At 37.3% G+C, this 18,748-nt stretch carries 12 protein-coding genes and 1 pseudogene; 8 read left to right on the forward strand and 5 right to left on the reverse strand.

The window, feature by feature from the left end; translation table 11 throughout:
- Positions 1-44: 44 nt before the first annotated feature.
- The 6 genes from BARBAKC583_RS03510 to alaS all read left to right on the forward strand — a co-directional run bounded on the left by BARBAKC583_RS03510 (position 45) and on the right by alaS (position 8,764).
- Positions 45-1,058, forward strand: a complete 1,014-nt coding sequence (locus tag BARBAKC583_RS03510) for a DNA-directed RNA polymerase subunit alpha (protein ID WP_005766961.1) — start codon at positions 45-47, stop codon at positions 1,056-1,058.
- Between the two features lie 24 nt (positions 1,059-1,082).
- On the forward strand, positions 1,083-1,508 hold the full coding sequence (gene rplQ, locus BARBAKC583_RS03515) for a 50S ribosomal protein L17 (RefSeq protein WP_005766962.1): 426 nt from the start codon (positions 1,083-1,085) through the stop codon (positions 1,506-1,508).
- 180 nt (positions 1,509-1,688) lie between these two features.
- A complete protein-coding gene (locus BARBAKC583_RS03520) occupies positions 1,689-3,083 on the forward strand; it encodes a DegQ family serine endoprotease (protein WP_005766965.1) in 1,395 nt (464 codons plus the stop codon).
- Positions 3,084-3,092: 9 nt separating this feature from the next.
- Entirely contained in the window at positions 3,093-4,412 is a 1,320-nt protein-coding gene (locus tag BARBAKC583_RS03525; protein ID WP_005766967.1) for a replication-associated recombination protein A, read from the forward strand.
- 456 nt (positions 4,413-4,868) lie between these two features.
- Positions 4,869-5,912 (forward strand): recombinase RecA, encoded by a 1,044-nt coding sequence (gene recA / locus BARBAKC583_RS03530; RefSeq protein ID WP_005766971.1) that lies wholly within the window; start codon positions 4,869-4,871, stop codon positions 5,910-5,912.
- Positions 5,913-6,103: 191 nt separating this feature from the next.
- Entirely contained in the window at positions 6,104-8,764 is a 2,661-nt protein-coding gene (gene alaS / locus BARBAKC583_RS03535; RefSeq protein WP_005766976.1) for an alanine--tRNA ligase, read from the forward strand.
- Between the two features lie 97 nt (positions 8,765-8,861).
- Here alaS and BARBAKC583_RS03540 read toward each other — a convergent pair whose 3' ends face one another.
- Entirely contained in the window at positions 8,862-10,649 is a 1,788-nt protein-coding gene (locus BARBAKC583_RS03540; protein WP_005766978.1) for a glucan ABC transporter ATP-binding protein/ permease, read from the reverse strand.
- Between the two features lie 197 nt (positions 10,650-10,846).
- Here BARBAKC583_RS03540 and BARBAKC583_RS03545 point away from each other — a divergent pair, with 197 nt between their 5' ends.
- Both BARBAKC583_RS03545 and BARBAKC583_RS03550 read left to right on the forward strand, forming a co-directional pair.
- On the forward strand, positions 10,847-11,830 hold the full coding sequence (locus BARBAKC583_RS03545; protein ID WP_005766983.1) for an RluA family pseudouridine synthase: 984 nt from the start codon (positions 10,847-10,849) through the stop codon (positions 11,828-11,830).
- A 388-nt stretch (positions 11,831-12,218) separates the two neighbouring features.
- Positions 12,219-13,004, forward strand: a complete 786-nt coding sequence (locus BARBAKC583_RS03550) for an ATP12 family chaperone protein (protein WP_005766984.1) — start codon at positions 12,219-12,221, stop codon at positions 13,002-13,004.
- Positions 13,005-13,033: 29 nt separating this feature from the next.
- Here the strand turns inward: BARBAKC583_RS03550 and BARBAKC583_RS03555 are convergent, their stop codons facing one another.
- From BARBAKC583_RS03555 to uvrA, 4 genes and pseudogenes are all read right to left on the reverse strand, one after another.
- Positions 13,034-13,579 carry a hypothetical protein gene (locus BARBAKC583_RS03555; RefSeq protein ID WP_005766985.1) on the reverse strand — a complete coding sequence of 182 codons (546 nt, stop codon included), beginning with the start codon at positions 13,577-13,579 and terminating at the stop codon, positions 13,034-13,036.
- Between the two features lie 153 nt (positions 13,580-13,732).
- Positions 13,733-15,142, reverse strand: coding sequence for a type I glutamate--ammonia ligase (glnA, locus tag BARBAKC583_RS03560; protein WP_005766991.1), 1,410 nt, complete (start codon positions 15,140-15,142; stop codon positions 13,733-13,735).
- A 59-nt stretch (positions 15,143-15,201) separates the two neighbouring features.
- Positions 15,202-15,538 (reverse strand): annotated as a pseudogene (locus tag BARBAKC583_RS03565) (P-II family nitrogen regulator).
- A gap of 261 nt (positions 15,539-15,799) precedes the next feature.
- Entirely contained in the window at positions 15,800-18,694 is a 2,895-nt protein-coding gene (uvrA, locus tag BARBAKC583_RS03570; protein ID WP_005766993.1) for an excinuclease ABC subunit UvrA, read from the reverse strand.
- Positions 18,695-18,748 lie beyond the last annotated feature (54 nt).

Genomic DNA, 18,748 nt, shown 5'->3' on the forward strand with positions numbered 1-18,748 from the left:
GTTGCGGTTGAATGGTAGCGGAACTAAAGGGCAGGAGTAAAAATATGATCCAGAAAAACTGGCAGGAATTAATTAAACCCAATAAAATTGAGTTTCATGCACATAGTAATCCGAATGTTTTGAGTGTAGTTGCCGAGCCGCTTGAGCGTGGTTTTGGTTTAACATTAGGCAATGCACTTCGTCGTATACTATTATCGTCACTTCGTGGAGCTGCTATTACTGCAGTACAAGTTGAAGGGGTGTTACATGAATTCTCATCCATTCCAGGTGTTCGTGAAGATGTTGCAGATATTATTTTAAATATCAAAGAAATTGCGATCCGTATGGAAGAAGAGGGTCCTAAGCGTATCGTTGTATGTAAAGAGGGTCCTGGTATTGTAAAAGCTGGGGATATACGCACTGTCGGAGATATGGAAATCCTTAATCCAGAACATGTTATTTGTACACTTGATGAAGGTGCTGAAATCCGCATGGAGTTTATTGTTAATACAGGGAAGGGTTATGTTCCATCAGATCGTAACTGTTTTGACGATGCTCCAATTGGTCTGATTCCAATCGATAGCCTTTATTCGCCAATTAATAAAGTGTCTTACAAAGTGGAAAATACACGTGAAGGGCAGGTTCTTGATTATGATAAGTTGACTTTAACAATTGAAACGAATGGTGCTGTTAATGGTAAGGATGCTGTTGCTTTTGCGGCGCGTATTCTTCAGGATCAGCTGTCAGTATTTGTTAATTTCAAAGAACCACAAAAAGAACTTGTTGAAGAACAAACTTCTGAGCTTTCTTTTAATCCTGCATTGCTTAAAAAAGTGGATGAGTTAGAGCTTTCAGTTCGTTCAGCAAATTGTCTGAAAAATGATAATATTGTCTATATTGGCGATCTGATTCAAAAAACGGAATCTGAAATGCTTCGGACACCAAATTTTGGACGAAAGTCATTAAATGAGATTAAAGAAGTTCTTGCATGTATGGGACTCCATCTTGGTATGGAAATTTCTGCATGGCCACCCGAAAACATTGATGATCTTGCTAAGCATTATGAAGATCAGTATTAAAATTAAGATTTAAGGAGAGAGCTCATGCGCCATGGTAAATCAGGCCGTAAGCTAAATCGAACTACTAGTCATCGTAAAGCAATGTTTGCTAATATGGCAGCTTCGCTTATTGAGCATGAACAGATTGTGACAACGCTTCCAAAAGCTAAGGAAATTCGCCCTATTGTTGAAAAGTTAGTTACACTTGGTAAACGTGGAGATTTGCATGCACGTCGGCAAGCAATAGCGGCTATTCGTGATACTGAAAAAGTTGCAAAGTTATTTAGTGCACTTGCACCGCGTTATGAATCGCGCCATGGTGGTTATTTACGTATTATGAAAGCAGGTTTTCGTACTGGAGACAATGCACCCATGGCTGTCGTGGAATTTGTTGATCGTGATGTTAATGCGAAGGGTGCTACTGATCATGAGCGCAAGGTGGCAAAGGTAACCGAAAAAGAAGATTCTTGATAGAAAATTTTTCATTGAATTGAAGGAAACCGTCTTTTAAAGGCGGTTTTTTTGTTGATACTTTAGAATAAGTTATCGTTCTATAATAGTAATGAAAAGGAATAACAATATACGAATTATTGAGTTTATGTATTACTTATTGTGCAGATAAGTTGATTTTTGTTTTATGAAGGAATGAGCATGAAGCGTTCTATTTTAGTAAGGCTTTTTTTTGTGATGATGGTAATGGCATCGTTTCATTCTGTGAATGCTCAAGTTCCTCAGACACAATCAGAAATTATAGTGTCATTTTCTCCTTTAGTTAAAAAGACGATTCCATCTGTTGTGAATATTTATGCAGCCCGACAAGTTAGAGTGCGTTCACCTTTTGAGGGTGATCCGTTTTTTGAGCAATTTTTTAGTCGTTATAGAGGTAATCAACCTTTACGTACTCAGTCATCATTAGGATCTGGAGTTATTGTTGATGAACGTGGTTTAGTCGTTACTAATTACCATGTCATTAAGGACGCTAATGAAATTAAAGTTTCTCTTTCTGATGGACAGGAATTTGAAAGTAAAATCGTTTTAAAGGATGAAGCAACTGATATTGCAGTTCTTGAAATTAATTCAAAGGGAGCTCAATTTCCTATTCTTTCTTTTGGGGATTCTGATGCTGTTGAAGTTGGTGATCTTGTTCTTGCAATTGGTAATCCTTTTGGTGTTGGTCAAACCGTTACAAGTGGTATTATTTCAGCTCAAGCGCGTACGCGTGTTGGTATTTCTGATTTTGATTTTTTCATTCAAACAGATGCGGCTATCAATCCAGGCAATTCTGGTGGGGCTTTGATTAATATGAAAGGGCAATTAATTGGAATTAATACGGCTATTTATTCGCGTTCAGGTGGTTCTGTAGGCATTGGTTTTGCGATTCCAGCAAATCTTGTTAAAGTAATGCTTGATGCAGTTAAACGTGGCGAAAATTTTTTTATACCACCTTATATTGGAGCATCCTTTCAAAGTGTTACGCCTGATGTTGCAGTTAGTTTGGGTTTAAAGCGCCCTTATGGAGCTCTTATTGTTGAGGTTATTGAAGGTAGTCCCACTGCGAAAGCTGGTTTGAAGGTAGGAGATGTTATTTTAAATTTACAAGATGTACAAATTGATAGCCCAGATAGCCTTGGGTATCGTTTGATGACAGCGGATATTGGGCAAAAACTCATTTTAAAATATTTACGGGATGGAAAAATTTTTGAAACAGAAATAACTATATCATCAACACCTATTTCTACATTTGTACAATCTGAAAAAATTATTGATGAAAGTCCTCTCTCTGGTGCTGAAGTGTTAGATTTAACACCACAAAATAGTCAAACTTTTCGTCCTCCTATGACTGCAAAGGGTGTTATTATTACCAATGTTGATAAAATGAGCAATGCTGCAGGGATTTTTCATTCAGGAGATATTTTGCGCTCTGTTAATGGTCATAAAATTGAAACTGTAGATCAGTTAAAAAAGATTCTTATGCAAATTCGTCCACGTATTTGGCAGCTAGAATATGAGCGTAATGGTATCCGTATTCGCCAATTTGTTCGCTAAAGGTTTTTTTTGAATAAAGATTTTTTTACAATACCTTTTGATCTTTGTGCTAATCAAAGTCGTCCTCTTGCAGAAAAGATGCGTCCTTGCTCTCTTAGTGAAGTGGTAGGACAGAGCCATTTGATTGGAGCAGAGGGTTTTCTTTCCCGCATGGTAGCAGCTGGTTCATTAGGTTCGATGATTTTCTGGGGAGCTCCAGGGACAGGAAAAACAACAGTCGCACGTCTATTAGCGCTTGAGACTAATTTCGCTTTTGAACAAGTTTCTGCTATTTTTACTGGCATTACAGAGCTAAAAAAGGTTTTTGAGGTGGCTCGAGCCCGTTTTATGTCTGGAGCTAAAACGCTTTTGTTTGTTGATGAAATTCATCGATTTAATCGCGCTCAGCAGGATATTTTTCTTCCTTTTATGGAAGATGGCACAGTTGTTCTTGTGGGTGCAACAACTGAAAATCCTTCATTTGCACTTAATGCTGCTCTTCTTTCGCGTGCACGTGTTTTGACATTTCATACACATGATGACGAAAGTTTGCGTAGGCTGTTAAAACGTGCTGAGGAGTTAGAAAGAAAGACTCTTCCTTTGGATGATCATGCTAAAGATGTTTTAATAAGAATATCTGATGGTGATGCACGAGCCATGTTAACGTTGGTTGAGGAAATCTGGTGTATTACGCGATCAGGAGAGATATTGAATGCTGAAGCTTTACAAGAAGTTGTTCAGCGTCGAGCACCGATTTATGATAAAGGGCGGGATAGCCACTATAATCTCATTTCAGCATTGCATAAATCAGTTCGTGGATCTGATCCTGATGCGGCTCTTTATTATCTTGCACGTATGTTTGATGCGGGTGAAGATCCTCTGTATATAGGGAGAAGATTGGTACGTATCGCCGTTGAAGATATTGGTTTAGCAGATCCGCAAGCTCTCGTTATTTGTAATGCAGCAAAGGACGCTTACGATTATTTAGGATCTCCTGAGGGAGAATTAGCTTTAGCTCAAGCATGTCTTTATCTTGCAACTGCGCCAAAGTCGAATGCAACTTATCTTGCTTATAAGACGGCGATGCATTGTGCACGTAAAAATGGTTCTTTACCTCCTCCTAAACATATTCTTAATGCACCTACAAAATTCATGAAAGAAGAGGGCTATGGGGATGGTTATCGTTATGACCATGATGAACCAGATGCCTTTTCAGGACAGGAATATTTTCCTGAAAAACTTGGACGTCAGATTTATTATCAGCCACAAGAACGTGGTTTTGAACGTGAGATCGCAAAGCGTCTTGAGTGGTGGAAAAAATTACGACAAAAGCGAAACCACAGTAAATAAGATTTTTTCAAACGGAATTTTGAGAATTTTATTAATGTGCTTTGCGAGTGCAACTTGATAGCTTAAATTGTACGTAGCACTATACATAAGATCTTGTTCTGAAATGATGTTGGGGAGTTCTGTAATAGACTGGGCATTATCCTGAATTCTTAATTGTATCAATTTAGAAAGATATGCACAAACACAGTGTTGAAATTTAGCTTTCTTCTCTTTAAAGAAGGTATATCGAAAATATAAATATTCAGTGTGTAAGTTATTTTCTTTCGTATTGATAGCTGTCTTTGCGATATGTTTTGTGTTGATGAAAATAATATGATTTTTTAAATTGAACATTATCAATACAATGCGAGAGTAGAGAGGAAATAGATTGTAAGAATCTAGACTCGAGACTTTAATTCAGGTAATAGGACAGTGTATATTACATAGGAATTTCTATGATTTGCTAAGGATACGATTGTGGATAAAAAAAAAGCGCTAGATGCTGCTCTATCACAAATTGAACGTTCTTTCGGTAAAGGCTCAATTATGCGTCTCGGGCAGAAGGAAGGGGTTGTTGAAATTGAAACAATCTCAACCGGGTCATTATCTTTGGATATTGCCTTAGGTGTCGGCGGGTTACCAAAAGGGCGTATTATTGAGATTTATGGGCCAGAAAGCTCAGGTAAAACGACATTAGCTCTTCATGCTATTGCTGAAGCACAAAAAAATGGTGGTGTTTGCGCTTTTGTTGATGCAGAGCATGCTCTTGATCCTATTTATGCGCGTAAACTTGGCGTTGATTTAGAAAATTTATTTGTTTCTCAACCAGATACTGGTGAACAAGCTTTAGAGATTACAGAAACACTTGTTCGTTCTGGTGCAGTTGATGTGCTTGTGGTTGATTCAGTAGCAGCTTTAACACCACGTGCAGAAATTGATGGTGAAATGAGCGATTCTCTGCCTGGATTACAGGCTCGGTTGATGAGTAAAGCATTGCGGAAATTAACAGCATCAATTTTTCGCTCTAACTGTATGGTTATCTTTATCAATCAAATTCGTATGAAAATTGGAGTGATGTTTGGTTCTCCTGAAACGACAACGGGTGGGAATGCATTAAAGTTTTATGCTTCTGTTCGTTTGGATATTCGTCGCATTGGATCTATTAAGGATAAGGAGCTGGTGGTTGGTAATCAGACTCGCGTTAAAGTAGTTAAAAATAAATTGGCGCCTCCATTTAAACAGGTTGAGTTTGATATTATTTATGGTGAGGGAATTTCCAAGTTAGGGGAATTGATTGATCTGGGTGTCAAAGTTGGCATTGTTGAGAAATCTGGTGCGTGGTTCTCTTATAATTCTCAGCGTTTAGGGCAGGGGCGCGAAAATGCAAAGCAGTTTTTGCGTGAACATGCAGAAATAGCAGCAGAAATCGAAACGGCTCTGCGCCAAAATGCTGGTTTGCTCGCAATTGAATTATTGGAGAATGTAGGAGCAGACAATATAGAAAATGATGAAGAAATTTAATGAAATATTGATTTCAATATAGTTTTTTCTTTTTTATTTACCAGGATTTTTAAATATAAAATCTTTTATTTTAATTTTTTCTGAGAAAATATTTCTATTGTAATGATTTATTTTTAAATTGGTAAAAAGACTATTACATTAAAAATAGATCTTATCTTTTCGATTTTGTACTGTTCTTTGCAGGTGTCAATATGAATAGCGTTAATAATATCCGATCTACTTTTCTGGATTATTTTCATCGTAATGGGCATGAAGTTCTTTCTTCTAGTCCACTTGTGCCTCGCAATGATCCCACATTAATGTTTACAAACGCAGGAATGGTACAGTTTAAAAATGTTTTTACTGGACTTGAAAAACATTCTTATAATCGGGCTACAACTGCACAAAAATGTGTTCGTGCAGGTGGAAAGCATAATGATCTTGATAATGTCGGTTATACGGCGCGTCATCATACTTTTTTTGAAATGCTTGGTAATTTTTCTTTTAGTAATTATTTCAAAGAAGAAGCAATTTTTTATGCATGGAACCTTTTAACAAAGGAATTTTGTCTTTCTAAAGATAAATTGTTAGTTACAGTTTATCATGATGATGATGTAGCAGCGGGGTTATGGCGTAAGATTTCAGGTCTTTCAGAAGAGAAAATTATCCGCATTGCAACAAATGATAATTTTTGGATGATGGGTGACACAGGACCTTGTGGTCCTTGTTCAGAGATTTTTTATGATCATGGCGATAAAATTTGGGGTGGTCCTCCTGGAAGTGCTGATGAAGATGGTGATCGTTTCATTGAAATTTGGAACCTTGTCTTTATGCAATATGAGCAGTTGAGTAAAGAGAAGCGGATTGAATTGCCTCAACCTTCCATTGATACGGGGATGGGATTAGAGCGTATTGCTGCTGTTTTACAAGGTGTTCATGATAATTATGATATTGATCTTTTTCGCACGTTAATTCATGCTTCACAAGAGATTATAGGGGTTAAGGCAACTGGTGATTTTTTCGCTAGTCATCGCGTTATTGCTGACCATTTGCGTTCATCTGCATTTTTAATTGCTGATGGTATTATGCCTTCTAATGAAGGTCGTGGATATGTTTTACGCCGTATTATGCGTCGTGCTATGCGTCACGCTCATTTATTAGGTTCAAAAGATTTGTTGATGTGGCGTCTTGTGCCTGTTTTGATAAGCGAAATGGGACAAGCTTATCCTGAATTAGTGCGTGCTGAATCTTTGATTTCAGAAATTTTAAAATTGGAGGAAACTCGTTTTCGTAAAACTCTTGAGCGAGGCCTTGGTTTGTTGAATGAAGCAAGCACTCATCTTGAAGAGGGTGATTATTTTAATGGTGAAGTTGCTTTTAAACTTTATGACACATATGGATTTCCACTTGATTTGACGCAAGATGCTCTTCGGCGTCGTGGAATATCTGTTGATGTTGATGCGTTTGACAAGGCCATGAAACGTCAAAAAGCAGAAGCGCGTGCCAATTGGTCGGGTTCTGGTGATTGTGTAACAGAAACAGTCTGGTTTTCTATTCGTGATCAAGTTGGGGCTACAGAATTTTTGGGTTATGAAACAGAAAAAGCTGAAGGTATTATTACAGCGCTTATACGTGATGGTGAGGTTGTTGACCATATTGATTTAGGCCAAAAGGCTATGATTGTAGTTAATCAAACACCTTTTTATGGAGAATCTGGAGGGCAGGTTGGAGATAGTGGTATAATTTCTGGCGCAAATTTTATTTTTGAAGTGCATGATACACAAAAAAAAGGCGATAATGTCTTCATTCATATTGGTGAAATTAAAACTGGTCAGGCAAAAAAACATGATTGCGTCGAATTAATTGTTGATTCTGCTCGTCGTCGAAAAATTCGTGCAAACCATTCTGCTACTCATTTATTACATGAATCTTTGCGTCAAACATTGGGATCTCATGTTGTTCAGAAAGGTTCTTTTGTATCACCTGATCGGTTGCGTTTCGATTTTTCCCATCCAAAATCGATTTCATCAGAGGAACTAAAGAAAATAGAAGATTTGGCGAATGATATAGTCTTGCAAAATAGCAAGGTAACAACACGTCTTATGGCAATAGATGATGCAATTGCTGAAGGAGCTATGGCACTGTTTGGTGAAAAGTACGGTGATGAAGTTCGTGTTATTTCTATGGGGAATAATCTTGAACAGACAGGATCAAAAAAATGGTGGTCTATTGAACTTTGTGGAGGCACACATGTTCAAAGGACAGGTGATATTGGTTTGATCCATATCATTTCTGAAACTTCTGTAGCAGCTGGCGTTCGTCGTATTGAAGCGTTAACAGCTACAGCAGCGCGCCTTTACCTTCATGGTCAAGATAGACGGGTTTATGAAATTGCTGGTCTTTTAAAGACTTCTCCTGCTGATGTACAAGAACGTGTTCAAACTTTGCTTGATGAGCGTCGCAAGCTTGAAAAAGAGTTGAACGATTCACGCAAGAAAATTGCTCTTAATGGTGGATCTGTTAATAGCCAGGGAGATATTCAAACGATCAATGGAATTTCTTTTATGGGGGGTGTTGTTAGTAATATTCTACCAAAGGATCTTAAGGCATTAGTAGATTCTGGAAAGAAGAAGATTGGATCTGGTGTTGTTGCTTTCATCAGTGTTTCTGAGGATGGCAAAGGAAGTGCTGTTGTTGGTGTTACCGATGATTTGACTGATACGCTGAATGCTGTTGATTTAGTGCGAATTATTTCAGTCACTCTTGGGGGGCAAGGTGGTGGTGGGCGTCGTGATATGGCGCAGGCTGGTGGTTCTGAGGGGGGCAAGGCTGATGAAGCTCTTGTAGCATTAAAAGATTCTCTTAAAGGATAATTGCAACTGTTTGATCTATACGGTTACGTTTCAGTTTCTCAGGGAAAAAACTGTAATTCAGTTTTAATTTTTATTTCAATATGCAAGCAAAATTGATTTATAATGCCATTGCTTTGCGCAATGGAATTATATTGTCATCTTTTTCTTTTGTTGCGGGTTGATTGATTGTTAAACCGCCAGCTTTCAGCAATTTATAGAAGTGGCCATCTTTATTGATTAATTCTTGAAAGCTACCTTTTTCAATTAAGCGACCCTGATCTAAAAAGAGTACAAGATCAGCATTACGGATTGTTGAAAGGCGATGGGCTATAATAAATGTGGTACGATTCTGGCTTATGCAATCGATCGCATTTTTAACACGGATTTCTGTTTCAACATCAAGAGCACTGGTTGCTTCATCCAAAATGAGAATAGGAGCATTTTTCAAAATAGCGCGTGCAATTGCTAATCGTTGCCTTTCTCCGCCTGATAATTGCGAACCTCGTTCACCAACCAATGTATCATAATTCTTGCTCTTTTTTAGAATAAAGTCATGAGCAGAAGCCGTTTTTGTAGCCTCATAAAGTTCTTCATCTGTTGCCCCTGTTTTTCCTATAGAAATATTATCGCGAATAGTACGGTCAAAAAGACCTGCATCTTGAAATACTGTTGCTAAAGCTTTGCGTAACGATTCCCGATTGATAGAATTTATATTTATTCCATCAATGCTGATATATCCAACAGTAGGGTCATATACACGTTGTAATAAATTAATTAATGTTGTTTTTCCAGCACCTGTTGGTCCTACAATAGCAACAGTTTGTCCTGCTTTAACCTCAAATGAAATATCAAAGACACCTTGGGAAGAATTTGGAAATTCATAGGTAACATGATGAAATTGGATCGCGCCTTTAACGTTTGGGAGAGAAGGAAGATTTGCAGGTTCATTGGTTTGAAAAGTTGAATCCTCCATATCAAAAAATTCTTGTAGCTTTGCTTGCGAAGATACAGCTAAATTGATGAAACCACTAATTTGATCAAGACGACCAATCATTAATTGAGAAAATCCAACAAAAGTAACAACTTCTCCTACACTTAATTGGCCTTTTATCACGAAAAAAGCACCAAGAAGAAGTACACAAACTATTGAAATAGTTGAAGCCATTCGGTTTAAACCACTTGCAAGTGCCCACCAATTTAAGACAGGGGTTTGTGCACTAAGAAGGTTGTTGGTATGCTGATGAAGTGCTGAAGTTTCTTCGGTTATTCGGTTATAACTTTGTACAATGGAAACATTAGAGATTGAATCAGTGATATGTTTAAAAAGGTTATGGTGATAGTGTTCGACAGCGGCTTGCCCGTTTTTTGTTTTTTGCATTACCAAACGTGCAATTAAAATATAGAGGATGGCAAGAACCATTAAAACGATTGAAAGACGCCAGTTCATTTTAAAGGTTACTGGAACGAGAACAAAGAGTGCGACGAAGGTTGAGAGGTGTTGTCGCATAAATTCAAGCCATATAGAAGACATGGAATCTGTAGCGCGCAGTAGTGTGTGAAGGGCATGAGATGTACCACGTTGTTGATGCCAAATAAGGGGCATACTGATAATACGTGCAAAAGACTTTTCTAAAACAGTTAAACGGCATCTGTGTGCTAAGCGATCAGCACCGCGAGCTACGAGGACGTAAGCAATAATGTTAGAAATACCAAAACACATCCAGACTGCGAGAGTCACAAGAGTATCTGATTTATCTGCGATGGTATCAATAACGTGTCCAAATAAAATAGGTTCTGCAATTGTAATAATAGCTAATGTAATATTAGCGGTGCAAATGAGAAGAAATGCATTTTTTTCTTGATTCAGATATGAAAGAACACGAACATAAGTTCTAAATAACGACACGGGATAATAGTCTCCAAATTGCACAAGGGCAGAATATATATCTGAGCTAATGGAATTTATGCAGTAGGGGAATGCAATTTTGAATACTGACTGTAATGTAACGTGATAATGTTTATTTAAAGAAATGTAGTTTTGTACTTATTAAAGACAATAAGACGAAACTATTAGTAAAATATCTTGGTAATACGGTAACCGTTATGGTGAACATAAAAATAAAAAATGTTGAAGAAGATGAAAACGGTATGCGTTTAGATCGCTGGTTTAAGGTTCATTATCCAGGCCTTGGATTCGGATATCTACAAAAGATCTTGCGTTCTGGTCAGGTACGGGTTGACGGTGGGCGTGTTAAAGCTAATATGCGTCTTGTCACCGGGCAATCTATTCGTGTGCCATCTTTTTTTATTGAGAGTAAGAGAAATATTTCTATAACGAGCAAGGTTATCAGTCAGCAGGATGATGGGGATCTTTTGAAAAAAATGCTTCTCTATGAAGATCCAAAAATTTTTGTTTTTAATAAACCTGCTGGTTTAGCTGTACAAGGTGGTTCTGGTTTAACGCGCCATGTTGACGGTATGCTTGAGGCATGGCGCAATAAAAAAGGTGAAAAACCGCGGCTGGTTCATCGTCTTGATCGTGAAACATCAGGTTTACTTGTTGTTGCTCGGTCAAGAAGTGCTGCGCAGGCTTTGACTGCTGCTTTTAGAACACGAGAAATGAAAAAGATTTATTGGGCATTAGTAAGAGGAGTTCCCAGAAAAAAGCAGGAAAAAATTTCGACATGGATGGCAAAAGAAACAACAGCACAGGGCGATAAAATGCGTGTTTGTGAACATGGGGAACTCGATGCTAATCATGCAGTTTCTTATTATCGTATTTTAGATACACGGGCGCGCGCGCTTTCTTGGCTTGAAATGGAGCCCTATACTGGCAGGACACACCAATTACGTGTTCATGCTTCTCATATAGGGCATCCGATTATTGGCGATTCAAAATATTTTTTTTCTGATAGTAACTGGGAGTTACCAGGCGGAATGCAAAATCGTCTTCATCTTCATGCACGCCGTATTCGTATTCCTCATCCTTCAGGAGGCATATTAGATATTACTGCGCCTTTACCACCTCACATGGTACAAAGTTTTAATCTTTTAGCTTTTAATGAAAGCGATGGCGACGCAAAATAATAGGATCTATGTAATTATTTTATATGGTGAGAACTATTGATTGATAGTGTCTTTCATCATGGCATCATCATGGCATGAAAAAACATTTCAACAATCAATTTTATTTAGAGAAAAAGAGTTTTCAGTTATCTTTGATAAATAGCTAAATTTTCTTCTGATATGGTGTTCAAATATAATGTAAATTTTAATATAAAAGTTTAAAAGAATGTTTTATCTTATTGAAATAATGAATATTTAATATATTAATATAGGTAGCGCAATCAGTTAATGTAATGGCAATTGATAGTCTCTTAAGGGCTGTCATAATGTGTTCATTATGCAAAAAGTAAGTGTAGATTCTATTATAAAAAAATTCGGTAGATTTGTTGAAAATAAGAGACAGAATGATATGCGTGAAATTTTAGATCATTTTGATCAATCATTAAATGAAGATAACCATACTTCTAAGGTTTTAAAACTCTCACATCAGTTATTGATGAAACGATTTTATAAAGATGTGAGTATTGTGCGTGAAGAAAGAGGGGTTTCTATATTATTGGATGGACGTCCAATTACAACACCTGCCAAACGTCATATCTTCGTGCCAACAGAAGCACTTGCTGCATTAGTGGCTCAAGAATTTAAAATCCAGGAAAAGGTTATTGATCCAGCAAAAATGCCAATTACGCGTCTTATTAATACTGTTATTGATGGTATAGCGGACAATATGCAGGTTATTTTTGAAGATTTATTACGTTTTGTTGCATGTGATATGATTTTTTATCGTGCACAGACGCCGAAAGAGTTAGCAAAACGACAATGTGAGCATTGGGATTTTTTACTTGATTGGGCAGAAGAGAAGATTGGTGCGCGTTTTAATATAGCTGAAGGAGTTATGCATATTGAACAACCGTGGGAGTCTATTCACGCAGTGAGCAATTATTTACGCAAAATAGAGTCCCCTTATGTGCTGGCTGCACTCCATACAATGACAACACTAACGGGATCAGCTCTTATTGCTTTTGCTGTCGCTGAGAAAAAAATCGATCTGGATCATGCTTGGTCTATTGCACATTTGGATGAAGACTGGACAATAGAACAGTGGAAGGTTGATGAAGAAGCAATGATCCGTCGAGCCTATAAAAAAGTTGAATTTGATGCTGCAGTCACAATGATGACCGCTGCACATAGCTAGTTATTTACGCATAAGTGTTCAACTGTTGACTATGGTATTTTTGTAATTTTTGTTGGATTGATTTTTATTGTTTCAAATCCAGGAAATGCTTTATTGACCATATGAAGGGTTGCTTTATCGCTACCACGAATGAAATACCACTGATTATTTTCGAATAAAGCAATAATCTCAGTTTGAATATGGCACTTTTTTCCATTAATCTTTGTAATTGTAAAGTGCATTGGGATGATAAAATAAGGGATGTTATCGTTAAGTTTTCCTGCCCGTCTCTCAGTTTGGTTAATATTGATGCTTTCAATTTTATAATTGCTGGCCAAATGTTCTATTTGACTTTTCATAACTCGTTGAAATTGCAATTTATTGAGATTTCTTTTAGTAGCTAAGCTGTCAATAATTTGAGGAGGGATAGCATTTAAAATAGTATCTGTATCAGATTCTTGAAGTGCTTTACTGTAAGCAGAGAGAGCTGTTTCTAAGTTTATTGTTGCTTCATTAGTTAGTGTATATCCTGGTATTGTTGATATAATAAGGATAAAGCCCAAAAAAATAGGTAAAAATCGGCAAATTCGCAGCATTAAAAACCTTAATAATTGATTCGAACAAGATCAGTTATATTTATAAAAGAAAAACATACCAAAAAAAATGTAGGTATATTTTTAAGTATAAGAATAAAGTATAAAAACGGAAATTTTCATCTCCATTTTTATTTTGAATAAAATGATTATTTTTTAAACAGAATAATACATATCAAATTCGACAGGATGTGGAGTCATTTCATAGCGCAAAACTTCTTGCATTTTTAATTCAATAAAAGAATTAATCTGGTCATCATCAAAAACACCTCCAGTTTTCAAGAAGTCGCGATCTTTATTAAGAGATTCAAGTGCTTCACGTAAACTTCTTGAAACTGTGGGGATTCCTTCAAGTTCTTTTTGAGACAGGCTATAAAGATCTTTGTCCATAGCTTCTCCAGGATGAATTTTGTTTTTTATCCCATCAAGGCCTGCCATTAAAATCGCTGAGAATGCTAGATACGGGTTTGCTGTTAGATCTGGAAAACGAACTTCTACACGTTTTGAATGAGGTGAGGAGCCAAAAGGAATACGGCAAGATGCAGAACGGTTTCGTGCAGAATAAGCAAGCAAGACAGGGGCTTCATAACCAGGAACTAAACGCTTATAGGAATTGGTGGATGGATTTGTGAAGGCATTAATTGCTTTTGCATGTTTAATGATACCACCAATGAAAAATAAGCAAGTTTCCGATAGGCCGGCATATTGATCTCCTGCGAAGATTGGTTTGTTATCTTTCCAAATTGATATATGAACATGCATGCCTGAGCCATTATCACCAAAAACTGGTTTAGGCATGAAAGTTGCTGTTTTTCCGTAACTGTTAGCAGTTTGATGCACAACATATTTAAAGATCTGCATTTTATCAGCTTCTCGAACCAATGTATCAAATCGAATACCTAGTTCATGTTGAGCTGCTGCGACTTCATGATGGTGTTTTTCAACGCGTACGCCCATATCTGTCAAGGCAGCAAGCATTTCAGAGCGCATATCTTGGCAAGAATCTACGGGAGGAACCGGAAAATAACCGCCTTTCGTACGTGGGCGATGACCAAGGTTGCCCATTTCATATTCAGTGTCATCATTTGATGGTAATTCACTTGAATTAAGCTTAAACCCTGTATTGTAAGGATCAGTTTTATAGCGCACGTCATCAAAAATAAAAAATTCAGCTTCCGGACCTATATTGACTACATCACCAATCCCTAAAGCTTTTATATAAGCTTCAGCTCTTTTGGCGATAGAACGCGGATCTCTATTGTACATTTCTCTTGAAATAGGATCAAGAACATCACAAAGTATTACCAAAGTAGATTGAGCAAAAAAGGGATCAACATGGGCTGTTTCTGGGTCTGGCATCAATAACATGTCGGATTCATTAATTGCTTTCCATCCGGCAATTGAAGATCCATCAAACATAATGCCATCAGTGAATGTATTTTCTTTGATTTCGGCAATATCCATTGTGACGTGGTGTAATTTGCCTCGCAGGTCGGTAAAGCGCAAATCGACGAAACGTATATTATCGTCTACAATCTGTTTAAGAATATCTGATGCTGTTAGCATATTCAATTTCCTTATTGGGCTGAGGTGAATAGAAAAAAAGATGAAAAATTTTTTGAATGTTAAAGAGCATCGATACTAGATTCACTGGTACCTTACATGAATAACATCATCAATGGATGAAATAGATATTCTTCCATCGCGGATATGTTTTATTTGAGCTGCTTTAAGTATTACCTCAATAGTTTTCTTTAGATTTTTATGAGCAACAAAAGCGTTAATTTTTATTTTTAACAAAAAATCAACAATATATCTAATACTGTAAAGTTCCGTATGCTTTTTTTGACGACCAAAATCTTTTGCTCTTGTTACAGTGATTTTATATAAAACAATTTTTTGAAGCGTTTTTTTTATTTCATCAAACTTGAAAGACTTTATAATGGCTTCAGTTGTTTTCATACCGAAATCATCTCCAACATCATTTTATTATTTCAGTCTATTACGTATTATATGGACAACGATGAGATATGTCGACAAATACTTTTTTCATGAAAAAGACAATGCATATGTTATATTCTTCAGAAAAAATCTATAATGAAATAAAATAAAGTGCTACTTAATAGGGGTAGAAGGCAATAAAATTTTATAAAAGATAAAATAAAAATGATTTCACGATTTTTTATTGTGCGTTTAATTATTTCCTTGCCTTTTTAAGAGTCTTTACTGTGTAAAGGGACGGCGCAATAAAACTTCTTTGAGAAATTTTCCAGTGTAGGAGGCCGGAACATTAATAATGTCCTCAGGGCGACCGACTGCAACAATTTTACCACCACCATCTCCACCTTCTGGCCCTAAATCGATAATCCAATCAGCTGTTTTAATGACTTCGAGATTATGTTCAATAACTGCAACTGTGTTGCCTTGATCGACGAGTTCATGCAAAACTTCAAGAAGTTTAGAAATATCGTGAAAATGTAGCCCAGTTGTTGGCTCATCTAAAATGTAAAGCGTGCGACCTGTTGTTTTGCGTGAAAGTTCTTTAGCGAGTTTTACACGTTGAGCTTCTCCACCAGAAAGCGTTGTGGCTTGCTGTCCGACTTTGATGTAGCCAAGGCCTGTTCGTACAAGAGTTTTCATTTTATGGTGGATTGCAGGAACAGCTTGGAAAAATTCTTCTGCTTTTTCGACAGTCATATCAAGAATATCTGCGATGGATTTTCCTTTAAATTTTACTTCCAGTGTTTCTCGATTGTAGCGCTTGCCTTGACATACATCGCAAGTAACATAGACATCAGGCAAAAAGTGCATTTCAATTTTGATAACACCGTCTCCTTGACATGCTTCACAACGCCCTCCTTTCACATTGAATGAAAAGCGTCCTGCTTTGTACCCTCTGACTTTTGATTCTGGAAGTTCAGCAAACCAATCGCGAATTGGTGTAAAAGCGCCAGTGTAGGTTGCTGGATTGGAGCGTGGAGTGCGTCCAATGGGCAATTGGTTAATATCGATAACCTTATCAATAAGCTCTAGTCCTTCTATTTTATCATAATTTGCTGGGTTTTGATGGCTTTTCATGATGTGGTGTGATGCAGCTTTAAAGAGGGTTTCAATAAGGAATGTTGATTTTCCTCCACCTGAAACACCCGTTATGCAAACAAAGGTTCCAAGAGGAATATCGACATTAATATTTTTAAGATTATTTCCTTGAGCACCAATCACTTTCAGTGTGTTTGATTGTGATATTTTACGGCGCTGGGGAGGAGTGGTAATTGCCATTTTTCCTGAGAGATACTGGCCTGTGAGTGAAGATGGGCTACTCATAATTTCCTGTGGTGTGCCTTGAGCTATGATTTCTCCACCATGAACACCTGCGGCAGGGCCAATATCAACAACATGATCTGCAGTGAGGATAGCATCTTCATCGTGCTCAACAACAATAACCGTATTGCCGAGATCACGTAAATGGCGCAACATTTCTAGAAGGCGTTCATTATCACGTTGATGTAAGCCGATAGAGGGTTCATCTAAAACATAAAGAACTCCTGTCAGGCCAGAGCCAATCTGCGACGCTAATCGAATACGTTGACTTTCTCCTCCTGAAAGTGTTCCTGAATTGCGAGATAAGGTGAGATATTCAAGTCCTACGTGATTTAAAAATGTTAAGCGATTACGAATTTCTTTTAAAATACGTGCTGCGATATTCCGTTGTTTTTCGTTTAAATATTGATCAATCTTAGTGAACCAATCATTTGCTTTTAAAATAGAAAGTTCTGATATCTGTCCAATATGCATTCCATGGATTTTGACAGAAAGGGCTTCAAATTTTAAACGATAACCATGACATGTTGGGCAGGGAGAAGAGGACATGTAACGTTCAATTTCTTCACGTGACCAAGTTGAATCAGCTTGTTTCCATTGCCGTTCCATATTGGGGATGATACCTTCAAAGCATTGAGGGGTGTCATAAAAGCGCTCACCATTCTTATAAATAAAGGAGATTTCTTTTGTTTTTGTACCATATAAAATAGCTTTTTGTGCTTCATCTGAAAGTGTGCACCATTTATTGGTGAGTTTAAATTCATAGACATTTCCTAATGCCTCTAAAATTTGGGTATAATAAAGTGAAGAGGATTTTGACCAAGGGGCAATGGCTCCAGCTTTTAAAGTAAGATTTTCATTGGGCACAATTCTTTTTGGGTCGATTGCTTTTTGAGTTCCAAGCCCATCACAAGTAGGACAAGCACCAAAAGGATTATTAAATGAAAAAAGGCGTGGTTCAATTTCAGGAATTGAGAAACCAGATATAGGGCAAGCAAACTTTTCTGAAAAAATAAGTCGTTTGTGGGTTTCATTTTTTGATTTATGGGCAGATTCTTTTGTTGTCAAAGGTTGATTTGCTATTTCAGCAATCGCAAGTCCATTGGCTAGCTGTAGGCATGTTTCTATACTATCCGTCACGCGAGAGGCAATGTCATTGCGTATAACAATACGATCTACCACGACATCTATATCATGTTTATATTTTTTATTAAGAGGGGGAATATCATGGATTTCATAGAAATGACCATCAATTTTGGCGCGTTGAAACCCCTTTTTTAGAAGTTCTGTTAGCTCTTTTTTGTATTCACCTTTTCTCCCTCGCACTAAAGGTGCCATAATAAAAATGCGTGTCCCTTCTGGTAAAGCCATAATTTGGTCAACCATTTGGCTGACTGTCTGGCTTTCGATGGGAAGGCCCGTAACAGGTGAGTGAGGAATACCGATACGAGCAAAAAGGAGGCGCATATAATCATAAATTTCAGTTATAGTACCAACTGTTGAACGGGGATTACGGCTGGTAGTTTTTTGCTCAATTGATATAGCAGGAGAAAGGCCGTCTATTCGGTCTACATTTGGTTTTCGCATCATTTCCAAGAATTGACGCGCGTAAGCAGAGAGGCTTTCAACATAACGGCGTTGACCTTCGGCATAAATTGTATCAAAAGCTAAGGATGATTTACCTGAGCCAGAAGGTCCTGTTATGACGATCAATTTGTCGCGGGGAAGGTCAAGATCAACATTTTTAAGGTTGTGTTCACATGCACCGCGAATGGAGATATATTTTTGATGAGGCATGAATTTATCCTTCGCATATGTGAAAAAAATTTATATTGAGTGTGAATAAAGTTG

Source organism: Bartonella bacilliformis KC583, assembly GCF_000015445.1.
Taxonomy (GTDB): Bacteria; Pseudomonadota; Alphaproteobacteria; order Rhizobiales; family Rhizobiaceae; genus Bartonella; species Bartonella bacilliformis.